Below are 23081 nucleotides of genomic sequence, written 5' to 3'. Positions count from 1 at the left end.
TGTTAAATCTTACCAACAATTTTCCCGAAAACAATTTTTACGATTTTTTACTGTGGACTACATCAAGATCGAAAGGTTCTCAATGTGGAACATAAAACCCCAGACTATTATTAATAGTTATCACCATTAATAAACAAGCCCCTGGCGGTTCGCTGCCAGGGGCTATCATCAAAAATATAAACTTACTGAACAAATTTATTTTTAGTGCCCTGGACAGCTTCAATCCGTTTGGCTCTTTCCCTTTCCCAATCGTCTATCGGATCTTCCTTGGCCCAAGCCTGAAACAGTTTCCGGTTCTTTTTTGAAATAATCCCGCGCCCGGGGTAAGCATCATCCATATAAAAATAAATTCTGGCGATGTCTCCCCGGATTTCAGGCCGGGGTTCGGCTTTTCGGTCTTCTATTTCCATGTCACAGTTGCCAAAACGTCGGGGTTCACCCGGAATCATTGCATAAGAATAATTTGACCGCAGCGCATTGACTTGGCCGATGGCCGGGACCAGATTATACATGTCTGCCTGCATATACCGATATTCCATATTGACCTTTTGAGCGCAGTTTCTCCCTTTAAATGCCTTTCCTTTTTTATCCACACAGGCCGGGTCACCATTTCTCCATTCTCGAAACGATTGCCCAAAACTTTGTGCAGGAACAACATGCTCCCATTCAATTCTATCTGCCCGTTTTCGGTATTTTGTTGATGGAGAAAATTTATCAGCCTGCAGGCCCACCTTTTTTTTCATGGTAAATGGGCACCCACAATAAAAGGTTTCCCGGTGATCATAATAAACCTGATTCAACAGCCGTTTTTTAGCTTTATTGAAAGAGTCATTTGTTGTGTTGCCGCCAGCTATGGATAAGGCAGGGAATAATATCAGGCTTAGGAAAAGAATGGCTTTAAGGATTCTCATATGACGGTTCTCCTTTGATTATGGTCTGTAGATTTTAATTTAGGTTTTATACCTGGTATCCGCCTTGGCTGTCAAAAATCATTTAAAGTGTACGGCGTTTCATTTTTGCTTTTTGGGGTGGGGTATGTTGAATCTCCAAACAGTTGATTATGGAGGTGTCATGGGAGAGATGTACAAAAAAATGAGGCGAGGTGACCCCGGCAGGCCGATCCCACCGGGGCCTATCAATATATATATGGAGACGCTCGTTTAGAAGCGCTCAATATTATTGATAACTTGGATGGAATGGTTTGTAAATATTTTTCCATCGTCGAAACTCTTTATTTAAGCCCATTTTAGGCCGATATATTGTGGTCATTTTAGACTTCAACGATAATATAAATCAGGCACCAAGCACCGTTAAATAGACGATTTTATCATTCCTGAACTCAAAAACAGATTTCGTTTGGACGATGTCGGCCGATGATTTTTACAAAAACTATTTCATCAATATCCAAAATTCCAGTGACACAATATTGAAGTAGTCAACGCCTTGCCTGGAAAGGTTCTCGGGGTTCAATGATACCATTATGTTGCGAGTTTGGCTAACTTACTAAATTTAATAGAAATTTTTATTACCTGTTGTGCAAATCAATATTGTTTTAGAATTCAACACGTTAAAGCCCATTTTAAAAATTTTAAAAATCAGTGGCAACATAATTTATTGTTTTACTACATACCCCTCCAAGGCTAGCAAAAGCTGCTTCAGTGGTTTATAAACTGTCAAGCCAGGCAAGGATTTCAGCGTTATTTTCCCAGTCGATTAACTCATCAATTTTTTTATCATGAGTTATTTTCGATTGCATGTATTCCATGAGCATATTTTGGATTTCCCGTTTTTTTTTGACAGATCCAGCTGCAGATAGGTCATTGTTGATTCAATACTTTGATGACCAAGACGATTTTTGATATCCGATACCGGAGCACCTGATGTGACCATATTGACCGCACACGAATGCCTGAAGCAGTGCGCCGGACTCAGTCCTTTCAGCCTTTTTCCGGCAATGCCAAGGTCAAATATTTTCTGCAAATTTTATTAATTCCGTGCCGGGTCATTTCCCGCTTCCGTTGATTGATAAACAGCCTATGGGCAAATAACGGGATGGGATCTACCCTGTGATTGGCGATATAATCCGAGATCAACGAGGCGGTTCTGGAGCATAGATTAATCAACCGGTACCGGTTTCCCTTTCCCAGGACCGCAATGGTTTCGTTTGCAGGATCAAAATAATCAAATTCTAAGGTGGCAATCTCACTGGCCCGGGCACCGGAGTCATAAAGCAAATGTAGAATGGTAAAATCCCTCATGCCTTCTTTCTTTTTCAGATCCACGGCACTGAAGACTTTCATGATTTCTTCAGGATATAAAAATCCCATCACCTTTTTTTTTGAGCTTTTTCTGCGGGATGTTCAGCAGGCCTTCGGCGATTCGTTTTTTGTCCGGATGCATGAAGCGGATCATCTTGGCCAAAGACTTGATCGCGGCCAGGCGTTGATTTCGAGTCTGCACGCTATTTTTCCGGTTTTTTTCAGATGCTGGAGAAAGGCAAGCACTGCATCCACCGTTAAGTGTTTTATTTTCAATGACTTGATTTTTATTGAGTGATGATTCGCCAAAAAATGCAGGAATAAAGACAGGCTCTGCCGGTAGGCTTGAACACTTTGTTTGCTCGTCCCTTTTATTGAGGGCAAGTATTCATAAAAATACTGGTGCAGGCAACTTGTCAATCTCATGTACCCTCGCTTTTTGATCTCGCAAAATCAAACAGTTGCCGACGGTGCTCAGCATCCAGTACCTTTAAATAATAGGTTGTGTATTTGTATTTGCTGTGCCCCATGTACGCAGCCAGTACAGGCAGGGCATTTTGACAGGATTTTCCTTGCTGTTTTATCCTTTTCAGCGTGTTCACAGCAAACGAATGCCGCAGGGAATGATGTGAAGGCTGGCTGAAGTTGGTCGTACCGATTATTTTCCGGGAGTGATCAAGATTAATGTCTGTGAGAGCCTGTTTAAATCTGCGATTTATAAACATACGTACCAGTTTTTTCCCTTTTACCTTTACCAGCAAAAAGGACTGTCATCCTCATCAGGGAATAACCGGCGGACTTTTAGCAGGTTGTTGATTTCATGGGCTACAGCTGTGGGTATAGGGATCAATCGATCTTTTCTAAATTTTGTCTTTTCAATATAGATTGTTCTTTCTTTGGGCCTGTAATGGGTTTTCAATAAATTGAGTGTCTCCGATGTTCTAAGTCCGCACCGGGCCATCAACAAAAAGGCAATATAAGCACTGAAATCTGACACATAGAATCTCTGGCTTATCCGCATCGACTTGACTGCAGCTTTGAGGAAAAGGTCTGTTTCTTCCGGAGAAAATATAAAAGGAATAACGTGATTTTCCTGTAGCTCAGTGATTTCCTGTAACGAATTCTCAAGGACCAAATCTTTGCGTAAAAGATAATTAAAAATATCTTGATCATTCTAAAAATCATATTTATGGACCGGGGTTCAAGATCAAGATCTGCTCTGAACCGGATAAAAACAGCGGATCAAAGGAAGCCAAAGTCACTTGTTTTTCAGATACATATCGATCAAGCATCTTAAGGCAGTATATCATTGAGGTGTTTGAGTACCCCAGTTGAAAACGATATATGATAAAATCCTCCATTTGTTCAGCCAAAAAGCTTTTAAAACGTTTCATCAAGGATAACCTCCCGCATCAGGCCGATATGAATGCTCAGATATTTTTGGTAGAATCGATGCTTTTATGACCCATCATTTCTTTGATTTCATAGATGGACATGCCGGACTCCAACATATTCTGGGCAAATGAATGCCGCAGCCAGTATGTGCTCGATTCAAGATTGTTTTCCGTCATGCATTTTTTATATATCGGGGATATCGCATCTGTTGACCGGTTTATAAGGTGGTATCAATTGTAAAAATAGAACTCGGGATTGAGTTTCAGGCCTCCCGCCTACAATATAAGCAGTGATAGCTTTGATTATGTTGTCGGGAAGGGGGAAATGGGCAGGACTACAATTTTTTCTTGAACGGATAAAAATCTCTTTCTGTCTAAATGAGATGTCATCCAAGGTTAGCGAACTAATTTCTTGGGGTCTCAATCCCAGATAATACGCCAGGTGCATAGTGGCATTGGTGCGAAGGTTTTTTGCTGTTGATAGATCCAGGCTGTCAAACAGCTTTTGAACTTCATGGGAGTGTAAAAATTTGGGTGGTTTTAATTGTCCGAACTCCGGAGGGCTTACTATCAAAGGGGCGAGATCTTTTTTGATATATTGGTTCAGATAAAGATATCTCAAAAACTGCCTCAGATATGACCGGTTCGACTTAGCGGTCCCTATGGAATAATTGGTATTGTACAGGGCTAAAAATTGATCAACCTTCTGGATGGATATCTCATTCAGGGGAACGCCTGATTTTTGTAAATAGATATCCAGACCTGTCAGTATCCGTTGCATTCCTCTAACACTTCCCTGAGCACGGACTTGATGACTATAATAGTCCAAATACCGCTGACAGATTTCTGGCAAGATATGATCAGGTGCCATGACCGGATTCCCTTGGGTTTAAAATAGTCTGCAGATATTTTACGCTGCTGACAAAATCGGTGTTGCGGCAAATCATTACCATATCGATGGTGTTAAAATTCTTTTCGCATCGAAAGCACCGGCTCAAGTTCGTTCTGGGGTTCACTGCGGTCTGAAACTCGTTGCACAAGGGGCACAGAAAACGGAATACCCCTTCACTGATTTTGGCAGGAATACCCAGTTGTGTTTCGATCAACACATGAATGGGGATTGAATTTCGTAATTTATAAAGCTCCTTTGAAGAAAATAACTTGCCCATGTTGACACCTCTTCTTTTTGGTCAGTTCTTTCAGAATATCTGGCGTCAATTCTATCGTTTCCAGGTCCGTGGCATCAATAATCTCTTGTAACGCACTTTTGTTAAGAAGAGTGTCAACCCCAATAAAGACAAGGGTTTTGGCCAATATTAAATTTTGTAACGGTATTTGAATTAAATCTATCGAAAATCCTTTAGCAGCAATGCTTTTGCCGGTTTTCATCTCTTGTAACGCATCTTCAGTTAAGGATGGGGTTTCTGGGAGCTTTTTTCGCTTCCAGTAACCAGGATTACTTTGGCGCCACTCCTGAACACGGGCCACATTCTCCGGACCTGAGAAATAATCCTGATTATTTGGCTTATTCAGCCATTTTTGCTGGCTGTGTTTTTTACTGGCAATTTTACATTCGGGTTTGTCACAGAATCTTTGCCGCTTCAAATGCCGGGGATCTGGTTTGAATAAATTTTGGCAGTTTTTACACCTGCGTTGTCGGATTTGTTTTTTCATAGACCTGATACCTCCTTAGATCTATGATCGGATGGACGATGGCGGGGTAGTATTTTTCAAAATATGGCGGGGTCCGGCGGGGTTCGGCTGGATCGGGCGGGGTAGAACACGCAACAAAAAAAACTCGCTACATAAATACCATTATTGCGGTCTACTAAAAATTTGGAATTGGTAGGAATCGGAAACCCCGGGATACACGTAATATTGCTCGCCGGTTTGATGATTTTAAAATATGGAAGCACAGGGCGTAGCCCACAGTTTTTTTGATTGTAAAATAAAAAATCGAATAGGTATAAATCCTCGCTTAGGGCCACGGATTCTCACTCAGGAAGTTCGGGTTCGATTCCCGGTGGGATCACCATCGACACCAAAGGATTTCAGCAGTTTTGCCGAAATCCTTTTTTGCTTCTCCGGTCCGCCTCCGGTCCTTTAAAATTTTTTCCTTTGTGCTATTGGGATCTGTTGAGATTTAATACCTATTTAGGTTCTGTTGACATTTTAGCGAAGGCATATCACCCTATGTGTCAGGATAGTTGTCGCAAAACGAACAAAATACATATAATTTTTTGCCGACTTTTCAAACCGAAAAAATATTCGACGAAAGTGTTTCAATTTGCCAATGAAACATTCAATAAGATTGCGTTCTTTATATATGTGCCTGTCATATTCACGGATTTCCTTTCGATTTGATTTTGGGGGAATGACAGGAATAATGCCCTGGTGTTTAAACTGTTCAATCAGTTTATCCGCGTCATAAGCTCTATCCATCAATGCATATTTAGCTCGTACACCTTCAATGAGTGATCAACAAACTTGCGGCAGGATTCTTCCGTTCCGACGTAAATCGTTTTTAGGGTTTGAAGGAACACCCAAAGTTTGCGCCAAACAGAATCCGAAAAATTTGCGTTTCCCATAAGTCAAGTACCTCCGGCTCTGCCGGAGGTACTTGACTCCGTGCTATATGGATCGCACTTTTACCCTTGATAAACCCAACGACTTGGGCGACCGAATATTTCGGAGGAATTGAGATCAACATATGCACATGATCTGACATCATATGGCCTTCTATGATCTCACACTCCCTGCTACGCGCCAAATCTTTAAAAATTTGTCCAAGATATTATTTCCTGAGTTCCCCATACAAAGTCTTTCTACGGTATTTGGGAATCCACACAACGTGGTATTTGCATTCCCAACGGCTATGGGATAAGCTCGAATCGTTATTCATGAAAGTCTCTCCTTTGTGAATTTGAGCGGTTCACGTTTATTGGAGGGACTTTCATTTATTCCCTTAAATGTCAAACACTGGTGAGTCCCCCGGCAGAGCCGGGGGTTTACCTAAGGGCAATTATGAACAGTCCTTTAAATGTCAACAAAACCTAAGATTCACGGTATCCAAAAGCTGAATTAAGCTGTTCTAAGGCTGTTAGAATCTCATTCACGGTATGACGTCCAAACCCTTCTCTGTCTGAATCTTCATGTGTCCCCTTATTTACTCGCTGCTGCTCCATGTGCACTGCATCAGGACAACCATAGAATTCCATCTACAAGGCGGGAGTAGTGATAGCATCCAAAACAGTTCTTGAAGTCTCATATTCTTTGAATGCGTTATCAGGGATTGCAGGTTGGTACGCAGCAGTTTGCCGCTGTAAGTATTGGAGTTCGCTAGTGATTGCTTGATTATCATACTCTCCAACTGTATCAATCGCTGTAGAAGCGGCGTTTAAATAACCCGATGCGATTTTCATCGTTTCACTACCGGACAGTTCGGCAAAAATTTCTATGATATTGGCTACCACATTACAAGACTCCGTAATCAGTTCGTGTAGTGCTGCCTTTTTCATCATTGAGGCCAAAACCCTTGTGCCGTTTGTAAGAGATGTCTCATTGGCTAGAATGGCATAGCCCGCATTCCTTTTAGCAGCACTGTCTATATTTTGCCCCAGAACAGTTAGCTTAGAAAGATTAGCCGTTACCTTAGAAGGAAGATTTCCAACCCCTTCTAATAACATGTTTGCATCATTAATCAAGTCGGAAACAGTTGTTACATAAGCTAAAACTGTATTCGTTCCATTCAGCAATGATGGATCAGCAACAACTTCCATTAATTTGTCTTTAGTATCAATAGCGTTGTTAAAAAAGTTTTCAGATAAACCATATGAGTATTTGAGGATTTTAAAATCAGCCTCTGGCAAGGCAGCCTTTCCCAATTCTACAAAAGTATCTTGGAATGAATTTGATATAGCGGTCATTTGATTCGCAAAGCTTGGCTGCTCAAAAGTGTCCAGTAAACCAACATATCCAAAATTATTTTGTTCTTCTGAGATCAATCCCATTGAAACAGCAGCACGTGCCGCAGTAGCCGCCCGATCATATTCACTTACTGCTTTATTTGCCAGCATATGACCAACAATCACATCCATTGGACTATAACTTGCGGTATCTCCTATTTCAATAAACCCAATGTTTAAACCATTCTGCTCGAATACTTCATCCCTCATTTCGTATAATGCGGCTAACGAATCATCTGTCACGCCAGAAAAAGCTTTAATAACAAGAGGCTCGGTGTCATCTGCAAAAAACACCTTGCCGTCAATCATAGAGACGCTACTGCGGAAACTTCCTGAAGTCCCAAGGTATGCTGGTGCTAACAGACTATCCATCCACTGAAGTTGATATGATATTTCATCTGGCACTTGAGCAGAGTAAATGTCATCGGCCAACAGGTAGGCTCTATCTTCTAATTCTTCAGCAATCTCAATTCGATCAAGAGTCGAAAACTGCATTAAGTTGTCTCCAGAGACCGTTCTCCCATCAAAAACAAAAGGTTCATAAGGATCAGGAGTTAGGGGCTCATCGCGACTTCCTTCGTCGCCAGAACTATTTATTATTTGATTAACATCAGTGCTTCCTGTTCCAATAGTATCAGTGGTCCCATTGTCACCAGTGCCTTCACCGGAACTGGTATCAGCTTTCGATAAGCTTAAATAGCCTCGTGCCCAATCAACACTGTACGCAGTATCATCACCGCGCACATTAACATTAACGCCAGATTCACCATTGTTGCCGTAGCTTTGGTCCCAGGCAAAAAAGGCAATCGCGCGCTCGATACTTGTTCCTTCTGTCATGTTGTCTGGGGAATAGCGGACTTTTGTTTGCTGGTCGGCAGTTAAAAGCAGGGCGCTGCTGTCTGAGACACTCGGAAAGTTTTGCCAAGTAGTTCCGTTGTTCAGCGTGTATTGCCAGGTGCCGTCAGGGGCATCAAGATTGGTAACGGCAATGCCGATATTGTTGCTGTCCACATCCGTGACAAAGCCGGTTCCACCGGCTGCCATTAAATCTGTAACCAAAACTCCGGTATTGCTCGCGACATCCACAGTTGTGGTACGAACGCCACCGGTTGGTGTATTGCCGCCGTAAACACTCGTATCCAAGGCAGGGGCGTCGTTAACAGGTGTAACCGTCACCGTACTAAGCAGTTGTCCGGAAGCATCTTCTCCGTCGGTTAGAATAATGGAAGCGGAACGTTGGCTTGATGATGGTGCTTCACTGGTGTTGACATATTGAATTGAGCGAATCGCAGTCTGATAGTCTGCCAAACTCGCTGTACCGCTTAATTGTAAGATACCCGTGGCCGAATCGTAGGTTCCGCTGATATTGTTTTGATCAATAAATACAAGGCTATCTTCCGTTGCGAAGAAACCACTGCTTAATTTGAGGGTCGCACCGGTTAATTCAGTATTGTCTACATCATCAAGATTTAAATCAGGAAAAAGAAATACGCCGGTTGCATTTTCCTGGAAATCCACATCTGAAGCGTTGTCAATAATCGGAACATCATTTACAGGGGTAACGGATAGAGTGCTGTTTAATGGCAGCGAATCTTCTTCAATATCATTAACAGTGAGGGTAATGACACGTTCCGTGGAGGATGGATTTTGACTATTATTGCTGAACTGAATAGAATGAATGGCGGTTTCGTAATCTTGTATGGTGGCAATTCCAGTCAGAGTCAGAATTCCCGTTGCGGAGTCATAACTACCGGTGATTCCGGTTTGATTATTGAATAGCAGTAAATCATTTATAGGCTCAAATCCTGAGCTGATACTTATTTCTGCACTTGCGATATGGTAATCACTATCAACATCTGTGATTGAGATTAATGAGAATAAAGAAATGGCAGCATCACCTTCGTAGAAGGTAAGATCGGATGATCCCGACAGTTCAGCGGGGATATTTGCAACTAAATCCACTTTGCTGACAAAGGCAACACCGGCGTACGGAGTCGTATTAAAATCAGCTGAACTTGTTTCTCCTGCAATATATATATTTCCCAAACGATCCGTAGCAACGCTATTGGAAATGTCGGCGCCGGCACCACCTATATATGATCTAAAAATTAGTCCCCCAGTAGGTGACAGTTCTGCGAGAAATGCATCTGTCCCGCCATGGTAACTGGTGCCGTCACTGTACAAATCATAAAAAGAAGATGAATCTGTTTTGCCGGTTACAAAGATGTAATCCTGAGCATCAACAGCAACATCGTAGCCCCTGTCATCACCACTGCCAGCTAAGTATTTGGACCAGACTAATGCGCCTGAAGAGGATATTTTTGAAACTAATACATCCCAATTTCCATTAGGGAAAGCATATCCTGTCATGATACTATTATCTTGGCTGTCAACAGCTATCCCTAAACCCAAAACATCTTTTTTATAGCCAGTAATAGCAGTAGAAAAAACAAAATCCCCAGAAGATGAATACTTTGCAATAAAAGCATCTGAATCCCAAATATATCGGTAATAGTCATAATAAGGAGTATAATAATGGTATTCTCTTTTTACTGAAGCAGTTCCAACAATTATCGGATTCCCTTGAGAGTCTATCGCAATATCATATGGACTTTCATAGCTGCCATATGTGTAACTTTGACTAAGACTAAAACTTCTTGACCATAAAAGTTCTCCGCTATTTGATAATTTTGTAATGATACTACATTTATCTGTATTACTGGGATACTGGAATCCGTAAAAGTCCTTTTCGGAAACAATAAATATATTGTCATAATCGTCAATGGCAACAGCCCTCCCTGCATCATAATAAGTAGTTCCGGAAAGATAGGTCGAATAAACCATCTCGCCATTGGGATTAAATTTTGCTGCAAAAGGGTCTGTCCCTCCATTATTAACCTGATCTAAACTGTTGAGTAATGGGAGATTCTCGGACTGCGTTTCTCCAACAATGACAATATTTCCATTGCTGTCGATGGCGATACCATTGGCGCTATCGCTTCCACTGCCTCCATAATAACTGCCCCACAAGACAGTTCCATCTGAAGAATATTTTGTTATAAAGGCGTCAGTAGAACCATTATGTGAAGTATCTAAGCTACTACTTCCTTGAAAATAAGAAAACATACCAACAGAAGTTGTATGGCCAGTTGCAATCAAATCATAGTTAGAATCAACTGCAATATCTGTATAACTGTCACTTCCCGACCCCCCAAGAAAGGAACTCCACTTCAAAACCGGGTCAACAACCAACACTTGGCTATTATCGTATTCATCAAGCCGAATGGAAACATGATTATCCGTCAAGTTGTACCGACTCGGCACAATCACCTTGGCTTCATCCGTTACCTGATAGGTGAGAGGCGCTTTCTGAACAACCGTCTGCCCATCAATGCTAATCACCAAATCACCCATATCATTCAACACAACGCTGCTTGCACCCTGATAATTCAAGGTGATTTTGGATGGATCTGCTCCTTCGGACACCACCAGGTCGTACTCGATGTCACCGTTCTTGTTGCCGTAATAAATCAGATCGATACCGTCATAGACATTTTCGTATCGTACTGCACCAAAATGTTGTGCACCTTCCACCCATTGATCCGGATCATTGCCGATGTAGTAGTTGGAATAACTTTGCAGCAGGTTTTCACCAACGGCTGTCAGTTCCTCATTGGCCCCGGACAGGCTAAGCCCGACAGATCCCAAAGTATCATCACCCGTTTGCATGGCGACTACCGCATCAGCCGCTGTCAGATACATAATAGCGTTATCTGCGCGGGTCAAAAAGTCCACGCTGTCATCGGTCTGTCCGAGGTTGTCTTCAAACAGTACGGTGGCTTGATCCGGTTGCACTCCGGCACCATCCAGATTGGGATTGCGCATTAATGAAGTTGCAGTCGTATTGTTGCCAATGTAAAGCCAGCCGTTTTCCGCATCCGGTGCTCCGGCCAGAACAGAGTATCGACCGTTGACGGTCAATTGATTGCCCGCCGCAAGGGCAAGGAATCCTCCGTCTCCACCATCACTGCCGCCTTGGGCGGTAATGATGGCGCCATCTGTGACATTGAGTTGATCTTCAGCAATGGCGCGGATTTCACCGCCCATGGTTTGTTCCTGTCCACTTGCGTCCAATACACCGGAAACCGTGGCGCTACCTTCGCCGGCATTGAGAATAATCGTCCCACCTTGTTCTTTCACCGACTGTGCCTTGATGATGCCGGTCATGTTGATGGCATTATCCACCACGTTTTTAGCAACGTCGGTGGTCAGCAGCACATAGCCGCCATCTGCTTCGATAACCCCACTCTGCTCAATGGCGCTGTCCAGAGCATTACCGAAGGCGTCCTGAAGCTGTTCCGTAATTGTGTTGTCCGCTTCAAACAGGATGAGGTCGTCACCGTAAAGGTCGAGGGTAAATGTATTGGCCGAGGCAAGTACCACCTTGCCTAGACGTGCCTGAATCAGTCCGTTGTTCTGAACGAAGGGAGCAACCAGAGCGACAAGGCCGCCTTCCTGAATCGTCATGGTACCCTGGTTGATGATTTGAGCGCCGGGATTACCAGGGATGGTGAAGTTTAGCCGTCCTGCCATGAAGTCGTCATTGGTAATATCGTTGGTTGTGGCGATCATGGCGGCCACATCGACCTTGGAGTCAGGACCAAAGAAGACGCCGTTCGGGTTGACCAGAACCAGCTTTCCGTTTGCGGATAACTGACCGAGAATTTTGGATGGATCGTTGCCGACAACCCGGTTCAGGGTGACAGATCCGGCAGATGGTTGGACGAACTTAGTATGTTCTCCAGAATCGATATTGAACTGATCCCAGTTGATAATTGCTTTATCGCTGCTTTGATGGATGACGGTTTGTTTTGCCGTGGGGGTCGTGATCGTGGCATTACCGTCAACAACCTTGCCCCCTTGAGGGTTTGCCCAGACCGTTGTGGACAGACACAGGAAGCAAACCAGAGATGTAATATTCAACACTGTAAAATTGGACAGTTTATTTTTTATCAGATTATTCACAACACAGCCTCCGATTTGATTCAATATTTAGCAGTGACATTAAAGAAGACACGGGGGGAATCATCTCTACGGTTCAATTCAGAGATATGAGCCGTCAAAGGTTGGGCAACCTCAACAGATCCTGACAGATAATGACTCCAGGCAAAACGGACACCGCCACCGACGGACTGTCCCGTGGTGTTTTCATCTTTTAATGGGGAGTTGCTAAACGTCCGGCCTACATCATAGAACGCATATAGCTGATAATAATTCCAAGGATCAGTCCCGAAGCTCCGGATATATTGAAGCTCCAGTTTTCCGGCCAGGCCACGATCTCCGGTAATGGATGACGAATCGTAAGCGCGCCCATATTGTGTACCTCCATAGCCGAATTCTTCAGAAGAAAGCAGAGAAACATCCGCCCATTGTGCCGTTCCAGCGATCAATAAACTGAAGTTGGCGGGCAGGATTTGTCTGCGGTAGAGGTCCAACGTTACTTTGGCAAATTGGCTGTGTCCATCAGCGCGTGTCAGATGATCCGATCCGGTTTCCCGTGAGCCGAACATGTCCAGTCCGCCGTAATACATCAGATTGACCATGTTGACGCCCTGCCATCTGTCGGTGTAGTCGTAATCAATGCCGACTTTGACAATGCTCAGGCGATCTTCAGACTGGAGCTCATCCATGGTGTCGGTACGAGAATGGCGTACGGTCAAGGACGTTTTGCAGGAAAGGTTTTTGTTGCGGGACCGAATTAGGGGGTAGGCCAGTTCGACATTAAACGATTTATTACGGCCTTCAACATCGTAATCATCCAGATAATCTCCCAGATCCGAATAACTGATATTCCCTGAGAGGTTAAGGGTCAGTCCTTCCGAGTTCAGCAGTTGGCTATGCTGAAGAGCATAATAGCGCAATTCCTCAAAGTCGTCTGTCATCAGTACGGTCAGGTCGGTCTGCTCAAGCAAGTCAAATAACGAATTAGCTCCCAAGTTAGCCATAACTTGACGTGGTCCCATGGCTCGTGTACCCCGATTGTCATAAGTGATGTCGGCATCTAAGGGCTTATGCTCAATGACAAGAACCACATCGGAAGCTCCTGATGTGGTTCTTGATGGGCGAATAATTGATTTGACGGTAAGACCATTGACATCACCGGCAATCAATGTATACCGTTCCAGGACGGCATTATTTAATGGTTTGGATGCCTTGATTTTTTTTACCCAGGCATTGAAAAGCCCTTGTCTCCCTTTGACATCCCCTTCAATAAGAACATCCTTTGCATGGCCTTCAATGACTTTGATCAGAACCATTCCGTTGTTGATCTGTTGTGGCGGTATAATAGCTTGAGTCAGAATATAACCGGCATTGCGATAATGTGCCGTAATAGCATCGGCAACGGCATAGACTTGAGTCAGTGTTACTTTCTTACCAAGTAGATCCTGCCAGTAACCTAACAGTTCTGCGGCGCTATAGACCGTATTGCCCTGTAGGGTAATGCCGGAAAGTTCAAATTGAATTTCATCCGCCTTTTCAGGAGGAATCTGTTTAGCTGGAACGGGTAAGGACAGTCTGGGTTCTGATTTCGGTTTAGGAGTCGGTTGGAGTTGCTTTTCAATCCGACCAGGATCTGTTGAACTTGGAAGCTTCACATCGGCAAATGAAAAAACACTTGTTGAAAAAATCAGGCAAATACAGGCAAAAAAATTAAAAAATCGCAAGAACGCCTCCCTGTTGCATTAAAGACACATTTAATAAGGCTAAAAAAGTAGGATAGTTGGTATGTTGGAAGTTTTTCCAGATGCTATCACCACGCCCCTTGTTGATGCCCATGCTTGCGATAGTTGGGCTGATGCAAAATAAAAGGCATTCTGAAAGAAAATAGGGTTAAGATCAACCTCCGCCACCCATACTAAAAGGCGATAGTTTCGTCCCAATTGGTATCGATAATATTCTGCATAACAAATATCCTATTCTATTCCAGTTAATACTCTTCTCTTTACTGCAAACAGCCAAATCAGCTGAATTTTGTTTTTTTAAGCGACACTATTTTCCAGCAAATAGCATGCCATATATATGTTTCGAATTCAAAGACACACTACAACTATGCAGCCGATTGAGTATTGTTTCTTTTTATCTAAATAGGTTCGATCATAACAGAACAATAAATTTATCATTGTCTCCTTGGCAGGTAGAAACACCTACACCCACTTGCACAAGGATTTATGACAAATTATGACAAATTTTTGACAATTATTGTCCAGGGAGAATCTGGTTAATTTTTTTACAAAGGTTTTTACATTTAATAACTATCATAGGTAAGCCCCGGATCTGCTGGGGAGACCCCCAGAGTTTGACTTGAATACAATTGCTTGATCCTTGATCAGTCCTAACCTGGACAAGCCAGAGCTAAAAAGATTTCCGCACTTAAATCATAATTGTTATGATGGTCCATGAGATATAACAATGTTGAAGGGCATGGAACTAACAAAAAAGCACGACAGTATTCTCTGGTAAGTTACCTGAAAGAATAATGAGCTGCGGACTATTGTCTATGATTTTTAACATTTTAACCCCAGATATGCATTTAAAAGCCAGGACTATTATTAATATTCAACACTTTGAGATTACTTGTCTTTCCGGGTTGTTGCTTTGGGTAAAAAGCGACAGATATGTCTATCATTGGTGACTGTCCTTCATTTTGAAAAAGGCAGGACTGGCAAAAGCATTGTTGTGATTATCCAATACTTATCAACTTCAGATCCATCCAACGTTCGAAAAATGTTGCAGCTGGATCTGCCCAATAGGGCAAGACACGATGGAATACTTTACCCCCCTGCCCTTTTTCAAACTAAATTCTTTTTTCAATCCATCCCCTTTAAAACCGGATCATTACTCGAAAGTATTGTGGTGGTTTCAGTGCCCGGGTCAAAGACAATAACCGCTTTCCCTTCTCTGAGTTGAGTGAGCACCTGAGCAATTTTAGTTTCCAAAGAAACTTCAATTTCACCATAATCTGTGCCGTCCCTGGTGACAAATTCATCCACAACTCCGTGCAGAGGCTCGGGACTTAATTCATGATATGGAATTTTCAATGCAACCATTTTTTGAATCCAAGTCTAAAAGTGGGCTTAATAATCCACCCTCTCTTTGAGTTCCTTCCCACATTTGAAAAAAGGTAACCTCTTCGGCGGTATCTGAACTTTTTTTCCGGTTTTGGGATTCCTGCCAGTGTAACTTTTGTATTCCTTCATATGAAATGAACAAAACCCTCTGATCTCAACCCTATCACCGCGAACAAACGCATCAGTCATCTCAGAAAAGAAAATTCTCATCAGTTTTAGACTCCCCCCCCCGACCCTGCGGGCTTTTCAGAAATCCCGCAAGTTTTCTTCTGGCTTGCACTAAGGCTGTGATATATCCGATCCAATTTCAATGGCTCTTGCACTGCCATCTTTAAATCAACTTGTGAAGACACATCTCTGGAAAAAATCTTATATAACCCTGGATTGTACCCAATCCCTCTATCTTTCATTGAAGAAAAAACCCAGACTAAATCATTTGGTGGGAATGAACCTTTTTCTTTTACAAACTCAACAATATTTGCAAGTTTTCTCTGATCGGCTTCGAACATTACCCGGTAAAGTTTCCTCAATGGAACCAATGAAAGCTCAAATTTGAAGCGTTGAAAAGCTTTTTTTAAAGCCTGTTCCCGTTCAACACTGTTTGTAGTCACCCTGCCCTGTTCATCATAAACAGCGATTTCAGCAAACTTTAATATGCAGCTTGACCCGACAGATTTTTTTTCCTGAGTCTTCGTATTCTGAATAATATGCTCATACCGTAGCCGCTCATGGGCACACAAATCACAGGAAATATCCTTGGCTGGATGATCGTATATCTCGCCAGTAAAATGCCAATCAGAATACTGCATAGACCCCCTCGTTTGGGTTTGAAACCGAACTGTAAATCTAATATCCAAACTTTACATCATCAGATGATGTTCGACCGTGAACCGCATATCCTCATCTAAATCTGTGCCGGATAACCATTGCAAATAATCCTTCGGAATGTCCCTAAAAAACTGCCCTTTGTGTTTTCCGAAATACATCCTGCTCAATAATACAGGGTTACTCGAAATTTCTATCATTTTATTTTCGACAGCCTCTGGCCCAAAATCTTTGTTCATCCTTGCCAGTAATCGCTCAAACAATTTTTCAAGAATCAGAATATCACCCAGAGCATCATGAGCAGTTGCCTGAATGTTGATTTTCAAGAAATATCTCAAATATTGAAGGTTGTACTTGGGTATTTTCCCTTCAGGGTCCAGGTTCCTGGCGAGCTTTAAAGAACAGACAACCTTTTTAGGATTGATACCTTCCTTGATAAGCATATCAACATCAAATTTGGCATTGTGTGCAACAAGAACATTCGAACCATCACTCAATAAACCAGCTAATTTTTGACAATCAGGGCTATCCTTAAACGCTGGTTTGTCTTCAACCATCTCATTTGTAATGTGATGAACACACATGGCATCAATTGCAATTGGCAACGGCGGTTTGAATAGTTCATTAACAATCTCGCCGGTTTCCGTCTTATACGCAAGCTGACATAACCTGTCTTTTTCTGCAGTTCCAGTTGTTTCAGTATCAAGGAATATAAACAAGGGGTTGCTCCAAATTTTTATTTTAAATCCACTCCGGATGGATAACAAAATGATATTCAAGATACAATAATATATCTTATTTATGAATCTTTCTGTAATGGTGTGGCACCCTCATTCCCTGCCCTTTATAAAGCAATACCGAAACATTTAAATAGAAGCTTCACGTACATGGGGTTACCCCTATTAATGCATAATGAGAGCCCAGCTTATTTCGTAGTAACGTATAATCAGAGCCCAAAATCGGAAGTTTCTGTTCAAATGCCCCGCTGGTCCACACTGTAAAAAAAAGGGAGTGGGTGGGCTGAAACCTTGTTTTGGCCCCAAAAGGGAACCCTTTTGACACAAAAAATGGAGGGGTTTAACCTCTTGAAATAATTGTCCCTTGAAATAACCAAAAGGGTATGTCAAAAGCATTTGCATGAAAATAGGCTATGCCCGTGTCTCCACGGATGAACAAAATCTTGATTTACAAATTGACGCCCTCACGGCTGCCGGGTGTGAGACCATTTATACCGATGACGGAATAAGCGGTATTGCCAAGGAGAGGGACGGCCTTTCTCAAGCGCTTTCAGCGATTGGAAAGGGTGACGTTATAATTGTCTGGAAACTGGATCGCCTGGGGCGTTCTTTGGGCTTTCTGTGTAATCTGATCGAGCGATTCAAAACGCAGGGGGCAGGGTTTCAAAGCCTGACGGACGGAATTGACACCACCACGACAGGCGGCAAGCTGGTCTTTCATATCATGGGCGCACTGGCAGAATTTGAACGTGACCTGATAAGTGAGCGTACAAAAGCCGGAATGACGGCTATCAAAATGGGAAGTGAAATTTTAGCTGAAAGCCTTGGGTAAGTTAACATTTGATAAAATCCTATGGGGATTTACACCCAACTGTGCAATTACACCCCATGGTCTCCTATTTGGAGTGGTAATCAACTCGGTCTTTCAGTTCCTTTCCGCATTTGAATAAGGGGAGTCTTTTCGGCGGTACAAATGCTTTTTCTCCAGTTTTAGGATTCCGACCGGTGTATCCCTTATATTCTTTGATGAAAAAAGAACAAAATCCTCTTATTTCGATTCGATCACCATTGCTCATTGCATTGCTCATCTCAGAGAAGAAGGTTCTGACAACTTCATTGGCTTCGTATTTAGTCAGATTGCATTTTTCTTTGAGAGTCTGAATCAGTTCCAGTTTGTTCAAATGTTCATTCTCCGCTTTTATGTTAAAATTGACAGGATGCCTATAAATTTTCATTCGGTTTATGGGGCACTATCAGAGAATCAGGGTTACGGTCTACTATCTGCTGAGCAACTTTTGCTGGGACGATTTCATAGAGACCGTTTATTCAATTTATCAACAGTTCTTGCAGTGCTGTTTGTCTTTTACTTATGTCTTGGTTTTGAACGGCCATTGCCATTGCACGCCGGGTCCCCACAAATACAGCCAGTTTTTTTGCCCGGGTTATCCCTGTATATATAAGATTCCGAAACAACATTTTAAAGTGCTGCGTTAAAATAGGGATAATCACAACCTCAAATTCACTGCCCTGAGATTTATGTATGGTAATGGCATAGGCTAAATCGAGTTCCATGATATCATTTTGTTTATAATGAACCAGCCGGAGATCAGGGTAAAACGCAACAGAACAGGTCAGATCTATGTTGTCAATATCCTGAATAACACCAATGTCGCCGTTAAAAACCCCCAGATCATAATTATTACGCCGGTGAATGACTCTATCACCAATCCTGAAGATTCTTTCTCCAACCTTCAATTGTTTTTTGCCTTCAATATAGGGATTCGATGTTTCCTGGATCATTTTATTCAGGCTGATAGTACCGAGGCTTCCCCTGGTCATAGGAGAAAGCACTTGAATTTCACAGTTTCCATAATATTTGGGAATCCATTCCTGGTAAAGATTTCGAACGACATCTAACGCAGAAAGGCTGTAATGTAATGATGACCAGGGATGGACTTTTTTTAATACAGAAACCAACTCTTCAATTTTTGTTTCAGCCTGATAAACTTGATCCAGGTTGACGTGTTGGAATTTTTTAGGGATTGTTATTTCTGTCTCATATGGTACCACTGGCTCCTGGACCCTAAACTCATAGAGGTCTTCTGATTCTTTGTTCTCTATTTCAGCCTGGAAGTCGTAGAATCGTTTTATCCGTGCAATAAAACTGATTTGTTCTTGAGTAGCCTCATCTGAATCGAAAAACAAACAATCTGTCTTGTCCGTCCAAATCTCAGGTTTCTTGAAAGGAGACTTTATCCAGGGGAGATCACCACTGTTAATCTGGTGGGCGTATTTTATAATCAACGATTCCTGAGCCTGACGGAATATCTTTGTTAACCGGAAACATGGTACAGATTCAGAAGCAATGATATCTTTCAAAACATTTCCGGCTCCAACAGAAGGCAGTTGATCAGAATCACCTATGAACAATACCTGGGCATTTTTCGGTACCGCTTTTAACAATGACGCCGTTAAATTAATATCCAACATGGAACATTCGTCCACGATAAGAAAGTCTGTTTTCAGCGGTGTCTCTTCGTCTTTTTTAAATTTGCCACCTTGCCATCCAAGTAACCTGTGGATGGTTTTCGACTCTTTACCGATGACATCCATCATCCTTTGTGCAGCTCTGCCAGTGGGTGCAGCCAATAAGACCTTCAATCCCATAGCTTCAATCAGTTTAACGATGACCAAAGTAGTGGTAGTTTTACCACAGCCAGGTCCCCCGGTAAGGATAGAGAACTTTTCACCAACAACTCCTTTAACGGACGCCGCTTGTTCATGACTGAGTGAAATCTGTTTTATTTCACAGTATCTGGATATCCAGTTCTCAACCCTGTCTTCATTTATTTGGGGAGGATCACCAATATCGGATATCCTTCTGGAAACATAAAGTTCATCAAAAAATAAAGATTTTGAGTAGTAGCATGGTTCAGTCAATCCATTATCCTGCAAAAGTTCACGTACCATCAGAAGTTTTTCTTTTTCCATAAACTTCAACAGATCAATCAGTTTTTCAGATAGATCCAACTGCAATAATTCTTTAACCTCTTTGTCAATCTGTGACGCAGTCAGGTAACAATGACCAAAATTCCTGCTGGCAGCCAAGACATGTTTTATACCTGCCAATATTCTCTGCTGACTGTTAGGTTCCAGACCAATACTTAAAGCAACTTTATCCGCAGAAAAGAATCCAATTCCATAAAAATCATTGGCTAATCGATAAGGATCGTCAGTGACTAGCCGGATAGCATCATCCTCATACTCTTTATAAATTCGAACGGCGAATAGGGTGCTGATACCGTGGGATTGGAGAAACATCATAACTTCACGGATCGCCTTATGCTCTGTCCAGGCTTCGCTGATCATATCGAGTTTTTTATGTGCGATTCCAGGAACCTCAGTGAGCCGTTCAATGTCCTTTTCAAAAATATCCAGAGTTTCTTTGTGGAAATGTTTGACAATCTTTTTTGCGGTTTTAGGTCCTACACCTTTGATCAAGCCAGATCCAATATATTTTTCCAATGCAGCAGTTGTGGCAGGTTTATTTTCTTTTGCAACGGTTGCCTGAAACTGTCTTCCATACTTCGGATGAACAGTCCAGGAACCTTGGAATTCCATTGTGGCACCGGCGAATACTTTGGTTTGGTGGACAATGACAGTTTCTTGACCATTGGGATTATTGAACGGCATTACCCGGAGAATGGACCATCCGTTATCAGGATTATGGTATGTGACTCTATCTACAATCCCTTTAAGGACTTCATTGATAACACCGGTATGATTAACAGCTTGTGGCCTCATTTTTCCTTCGTCCTTTTGCTTTAGTAACAGTAGTTACACCAAATCAGATAATATTGAAAGAATAGTGGAGTGGTTAACCAACCTGGGGCTGAAACCAAAGATACCGTGGAGGAGTTGCTTGAAATTTATCAAATTCACATTAAATATTGCGTGCCCGTTTTTACTTTTCGGGGCTTAGGATGGTCATAACTATTAATAATAGTCTTCTTTGATCCAATCTTGATTGCGCCCACTAATTGCGCAAGAAGTCAACTCCATGGGTTGAAAGCACGCTGAGATTGTAGATAGGCTTCTTCTCAAAAATATCTTAACTTTGCCTGACATTTTTGGGCATAGGATCGAGACTCGGATTATGTGTCTGAGTTCCATCAAGTTAGACAAGAGTCGGCTTAAATCGGTAAAGATCATTTGACATCGGGTGATCAACTCGTATAATCATCAAGTGATTTAATCGGGATATCTCCGATTAGACTCTTAACTTTGCCTCTGGTAAGTTTATGGCTTAAACCCAATCTCCCAAAAGGAGCTTGAGAAATGACCGAGATGGAAGACCGCTGGTTATCGATAAGTGAGATTTGCAAGTACCTCGGGGTCAGCAATGACACCGTGTACAAATGGATTGATAAACATGGAATGCCCGCGCATCGAATGGGCCGCCTCTGGAAGCTAAAAAAGGATGAAGTGGACGACTGGGTGAAGGCTGGCGGCGCTGCAGATAATGCAAAAAGGAATATAGATAAAGAATGAGTAACAACAGATACAGCATGTCATTTACAACGGGCAGTCTCTTTCACCGTGAATCGATGAAGCTGGCAGTGCTGTATCTTGAACTTGGCGATTGGAATTTAGTTCGAGATAAAATTATTGCAGAAAATCTATTGCAGGCCAGAACTCTGAATACGCTCAAACGAGTATGCCGCGAAATCATTTCTCGGCTGAAAACTCTGAGTGCTGGTGAGCTTGAATTTTTTGTTGAAGGCAACCATCAAGAGCAAGGCTATATTTTATGGATTGCTGTTTGCCGGCGGTACAGATTCATTGCTGATTTTGCCGTCGAAGTGCTTCGAGAGCGCCACATCACCCTGAAGACGGATTTGACCCATAAGGATTTCGACGTTTTTTTCAACCAAAAGTCCGATTTGCACTCAGAATTGGATGGAATTAGCCCAACCACGAGAAGTAAATTGCGGCAGATCTTATTCAGAATACTTCGAGAGACGGACCTCTTAACGGCCAACAATACCATTAACGCTGCCATGCTAAGTGAGAGGCTGTTGGAAGTAATTACGCAAGACAGCAATAGGGATGTTTTGTACTTTCCTGTTTTTGAATATGATCTAAAGGGGATGATTTAGTGGCAGCAGATATAGCTATAATGTCAATGCAAGACAGATTTCAGCATCTCTATGCTGTGATTTCAGGTCAACGTTTCCTCAACAAGCAGGGGCTTGGAAATGAGGTGCCGTTTTTCATCTGTTCTTTCAAGTCTGATGAGTCCGTTGAAATGGAACGACTTCAGCATCAGCTGGTCAATCGTCTTGAACAGGCTGGTGTCCGGATCCTTGAGATCAATCTCTATGACCTTTCCATAGAAATACTCAAAGAGCGTGATATCTGGAATCAGATTCTCGAAATTGAGACGTCTGTCTCCAAAGGAGAACTCAAGGAACTGCTACAGGGAGTGCTGGATCCAGAGACGCATTTGGTTCCGGTCATAGCCGCCAAGCTGGCAAACACGGATTTTGATGTTCTTTTCCTTTCTGGGGTTGGCGAGGTGTTCCCCTACATTCGTTCACACAATGTACTGAATAATCTGCAGAGCACAGCCAAAGAAAAGCCTACCGTCATGTTTTTCCCGGGAGATTACACCCATTCCCTGGAGTCCGGAGCATCTCTCGATCTTTTTGGAAGGCTTCATGATGACAAGTACTATCGGGCATTCGACATCTTTCACTGCGAAGTATAAACA

General features: G+C 42.4%; 22 protein-coding genes and 2 pseudogenes. 4 read left to right on the top strand and 20 right to left on the bottom strand.

From position 1 onward, the window contains the following. Positions 1–182: 182 nt before the first annotated feature. The 18 genes and pseudogenes from EYB58_RS18620 to EYB58_RS18545 all read right to left on the bottom strand — a co-directional run bounded on the left by EYB58_RS18620 (position 183) and on the right by EYB58_RS18545 (position 17290). The gene (locus tag EYB58_RS18620) at positions 183–911 is read right to left on the bottom strand and encodes an endonuclease (RefSeq protein WP_111953086.1); all 729 of its coding nucleotides are present in this window, start codon (positions 909–911) and stop codon (positions 183–185) included. 829 nt (positions 912–1740) lie between these two features. Next, positions 1741–1890: a hypothetical protein gene (locus EYB58_RS24885; RefSeq protein ID WP_423201860.1), complete on the bottom strand. Its 150-nt coding sequence runs from the start codon at positions 1888–1890 to the stop codon at positions 1741–1743. A gap of 47 nt (positions 1891–1937) precedes the next feature. After that, complete coding sequence (locus EYB58_RS24520) at positions 1938–2300, bottom strand: tyrosine-type recombinase/integrase (protein WP_207309083.1); 363 nt, start codon at positions 2298–2300, stop codon at positions 1938–1940. Positions 2301–2307: 7 nt separating this feature from the next. Further along, complete coding sequence (locus tag EYB58_RS23615) at positions 2308–2460, bottom strand: hypothetical protein (protein WP_207309188.1); 153 nt, start codon at positions 2458–2460, stop codon at positions 2308–2310. Continuing rightward, entirely contained in the window at positions 2409–2684 is a 276-nt protein-coding gene (locus EYB58_RS24880) for a site-specific integrase (RefSeq protein ID WP_207309082.1), read from the bottom strand. The genes EYB58_RS23615 and EYB58_RS24880 overlap by 52 nt, the downstream gene beginning before the upstream one ends. Then, positions 2681–3019, bottom strand: coding sequence for a site-specific integrase (locus tag EYB58_RS18610; protein ID WP_131072117.1), 339 nt, complete (start codon positions 3017–3019; stop codon positions 2681–2683). The genes EYB58_RS24880 and EYB58_RS18610 overlap by 4 nt, the downstream gene beginning before the upstream one ends. Next, positions 3010–3279, bottom strand: a complete 270-nt coding sequence (locus tag EYB58_RS24875) for a tyrosine-type recombinase/integrase (protein ID WP_131072116.1) — start codon at positions 3277–3279, stop codon at positions 3010–3012. Before EYB58_RS24875 ends, EYB58_RS18610 begins: the two co-directional genes overlap by 10 nt. A gap of 409 nt (positions 3280–3688) precedes the next feature. Next, a pseudogene (locus EYB58_RS18595) lies at positions 3689–4433 on the bottom strand (tyrosine-type recombinase/integrase). A 79-nt stretch (positions 4434–4512) separates the two neighbouring features. Further along, on the bottom strand, positions 4513–4821 hold the full coding sequence (locus tag EYB58_RS18590; RefSeq protein WP_111953129.1) for a CHC2 zinc finger domain-containing protein: 309 nt from the start codon (positions 4819–4821) through the stop codon (positions 4513–4515). Continuing rightward, on the bottom strand, positions 4787–5326 hold the full coding sequence (locus tag EYB58_RS18585) for a hypothetical protein (protein WP_131072113.1): 540 nt from the start codon (positions 5324–5326) through the stop codon (positions 4787–4789). Before EYB58_RS18585 ends, EYB58_RS18590 begins: the two co-directional genes overlap by 35 nt. Before the next feature lie 498 nt (positions 5327–5824). Then, entirely contained in the window at positions 5825–6097 is a 273-nt protein-coding gene (locus EYB58_RS24870; RefSeq protein WP_368733860.1) for a transposase, read from the bottom strand. A gap of 181 nt (positions 6098–6278) precedes the next feature. Next, positions 6279–6554: pseudogene (tnpA, locus tag EYB58_RS18575) on the bottom strand (IS200/IS605 family transposase); the annotation flags it as partial. A gap of 316 nt (positions 6555–6870) precedes the next feature. Next, the gene (locus EYB58_RS18570) at positions 6871–12642 is read right to left on the bottom strand and encodes a DUF7948 domain-containing protein (RefSeq protein ID WP_131072112.1); all 5772 of its coding nucleotides are present in this window, start codon (positions 12640–12642) and stop codon (positions 6871–6873) included. A gap of 20 nt (positions 12643–12662) precedes the next feature. Continuing rightward, the gene (locus EYB58_RS18565; protein WP_111959646.1) at positions 12663–14342 is read right to left on the bottom strand and encodes a ShlB/FhaC/HecB family hemolysin secretion/activation protein; all 1680 of its coding nucleotides are present in this window, start codon (positions 14340–14342) and stop codon (positions 12663–12665) included. A 1143-nt stretch (positions 14343–15485) separates the two neighbouring features. Further along, complete coding sequence (locus EYB58_RS18560; protein WP_111959644.1) at positions 15486–15725, bottom strand: YheU family protein; 240 nt, start codon at positions 15723–15725, stop codon at positions 15486–15488. Positions 15726–15752: 27 nt separating this feature from the next. Then, on the bottom strand, positions 15753–15956 hold the full coding sequence (locus tag EYB58_RS18555) for an HU family DNA-binding protein (protein ID WP_111959642.1): 204 nt from the start codon (positions 15954–15956) through the stop codon (positions 15753–15755). Positions 15957–15961: 5 nt separating this feature from the next. Further along, positions 15962–16555 carry a hypothetical protein gene (locus EYB58_RS18550; RefSeq protein ID WP_111959640.1) on the bottom strand — a complete coding sequence of 198 codons (594 nt, stop codon included), beginning with the start codon at positions 16553–16555 and terminating at the stop codon, positions 15962–15964. A gap of 51 nt (positions 16556–16606) precedes the next feature. Then, positions 16607–17290 (bottom strand): putative quorum-sensing-regulated virulence factor, encoded by a 684-nt coding sequence (locus EYB58_RS18545; RefSeq protein ID WP_131072111.1) that lies wholly within the window; start codon positions 17288–17290, stop codon positions 16607–16609. A gap of 418 nt (positions 17291–17708) precedes the next feature. Between EYB58_RS18545 and EYB58_RS18540 the strand changes: the two genes are divergently transcribed. Next, complete coding sequence (locus EYB58_RS18540; RefSeq protein WP_111959636.1) at positions 17709–18140, top strand: recombinase family protein; 432 nt, start codon at positions 17709–17711, stop codon at positions 18138–18140. Between the two features lie 64 nt (positions 18141–18204). On the opposite strand, the gene EYB58_RS18535 is transcribed toward EYB58_RS18540, so the two are convergent. Further along, positions 18205–18489 carry an HU family DNA-binding protein gene (locus EYB58_RS18535; protein WP_111959656.1) on the bottom strand — a complete coding sequence of 95 codons (285 nt, stop codon included), beginning with the start codon at positions 18487–18489 and terminating at the stop codon, positions 18205–18207. A 145-nt stretch (positions 18490–18634) separates the two neighbouring features. Beyond that, complete coding sequence (gene recD2, locus EYB58_RS18530) at positions 18635–21112, bottom strand: SF1B family DNA helicase RecD2 (protein ID WP_111959634.1); 2478 nt, start codon at positions 21110–21112, stop codon at positions 18635–18637. A 543-nt stretch (positions 21113–21655) separates the two neighbouring features. Between recD2 and EYB58_RS18525 the strand changes: the two genes are divergently transcribed. The 3 genes from EYB58_RS18525 to EYB58_RS18515 are packed head-to-tail and all read left to right on the top strand — an operon-like array spanning position 21656 to position 23078. Then, a complete protein-coding gene (locus tag EYB58_RS18525; protein ID WP_428840409.1) occupies positions 21656–21859 on the top strand; it encodes a helix-turn-helix domain-containing protein in 204 nt (67 codons plus the stop codon). Beyond that, positions 21856–22467 carry a DUF1819 family protein gene (locus tag EYB58_RS18520; RefSeq protein WP_111959630.1) on the top strand — a complete coding sequence of 204 codons (612 nt, stop codon included), beginning with the start codon at positions 21856–21858 and terminating at the stop codon, positions 22465–22467. Before EYB58_RS18525 ends, EYB58_RS18520 begins: the two co-directional genes overlap by 4 nt. Before the next feature lie 20 nt (positions 22468–22487). After that, entirely contained in the window at positions 22488–23078 is a 591-nt protein-coding gene (locus EYB58_RS18515) for a DUF1788 domain-containing protein (protein ID WP_111959654.1), read from the top strand. The last annotated feature ends 3 nt before the right edge of the window (positions 23079–23081 follow it).

This window comes from Desulfobacter hydrogenophilus (assembly GCF_004319545.1).
Classification (GTDB): Bacteria; Desulfobacterota; Desulfobacteria; order Desulfobacterales; family Desulfobacteraceae; genus Desulfobacter; species Desulfobacter hydrogenophilus.
The sequence above is the reverse complement of the archived record's forward strand: the minus strand, read 5'-3'. Positions and strand labels throughout refer to the sequence as shown.

Coding starts and splice junctions, on each gene's coding strand:
- EYB58_RS18620 (WP_111953086.1), bottom strand. CDS start 911: ATGAGAATCCTTAAAGCCATTCTTTTCCTAAGCCTGATATTATTCCCT.
- EYB58_RS24885 (WP_423201860.1), bottom strand. CDS start 1,890: ATGGTCACATCAGGTGCTCCGGTATCGGATATCAAAAATCGTCTTGGT.
- EYB58_RS24520 (WP_207309083.1), bottom strand. CDS start 2,300: ATGAAAGTCTTCAGTGCCGTGGATCTGAAAAAGAAAGAAGGCATGAGG.
- EYB58_RS24880 (WP_207309082.1), bottom strand. CDS start 2,684: ATGAGATTGACAAGTTGCCTGCACCAGTATTTTTATGAATACTTGCCC.
- EYB58_RS24875 (WP_131072116.1), bottom strand. CDS start 3,279: ATGCGGATAAGCCAGAGATTCTATGTGTCAGATTTCAGTGCTTATATT.
- EYB58_RS18590 (WP_111953129.1), bottom strand. CDS start 4,821: ATGGGCAAGTTATTTTCTTCAAAGGAGCTTTATAAATTACGAAATTCA.
- EYB58_RS18585 (WP_131072113.1), bottom strand. CDS start 5,326: ATGAAAAAACAAATCCGACAACGCAGGTGTAAAAACTGCCAAAATTTA.
- EYB58_RS18560 (WP_111959644.1), bottom strand. CDS start 15,725: ATGGTTGCATTGAAAATTCCATATCATGAATTAAGTCCCGAGCCTCTG.
- EYB58_RS18555 (WP_111959642.1), bottom strand. CDS start 15,956: ATGAGAATTTTCTTTTCTGAGATGACTGATGCGTTTGTTCGCGGTGAT.
- EYB58_RS18550 (WP_111959640.1), bottom strand. CDS start 16,555: ATGCAGTATTCTGATTGGCATTTTACTGGCGAGATATACGATCATCCA.
- EYB58_RS18540 (WP_111959636.1), top strand. CDS start 17,709: ATGAAAATAGGCTATGCCCGTGTCTCCACGGATGAACAAAATCTTGAT.
- recD2 (WP_111959634.1), bottom strand. CDS start 21,112: ATGAGGCCACAAGCTGTTAATCATACCGGTGTTATCAATGAAGTCCTT.
- EYB58_RS18525 (WP_428840409.1), top strand. CDS start 21,656: ATGGAAGACCGCTGGTTATCGATAAGTGAGATTTGCAAGTACCTCGGG.
- EYB58_RS18520 (WP_111959630.1), top strand. CDS start 21,856: ATGAGTAACAACAGATACAGCATGTCATTTACAACGGGCAGTCTCTTT.
- EYB58_RS18515 (WP_111959654.1), top strand. CDS start 22,488: ATGTCAATGCAAGACAGATTTCAGCATCTCTATGCTGTGATTTCAGGT.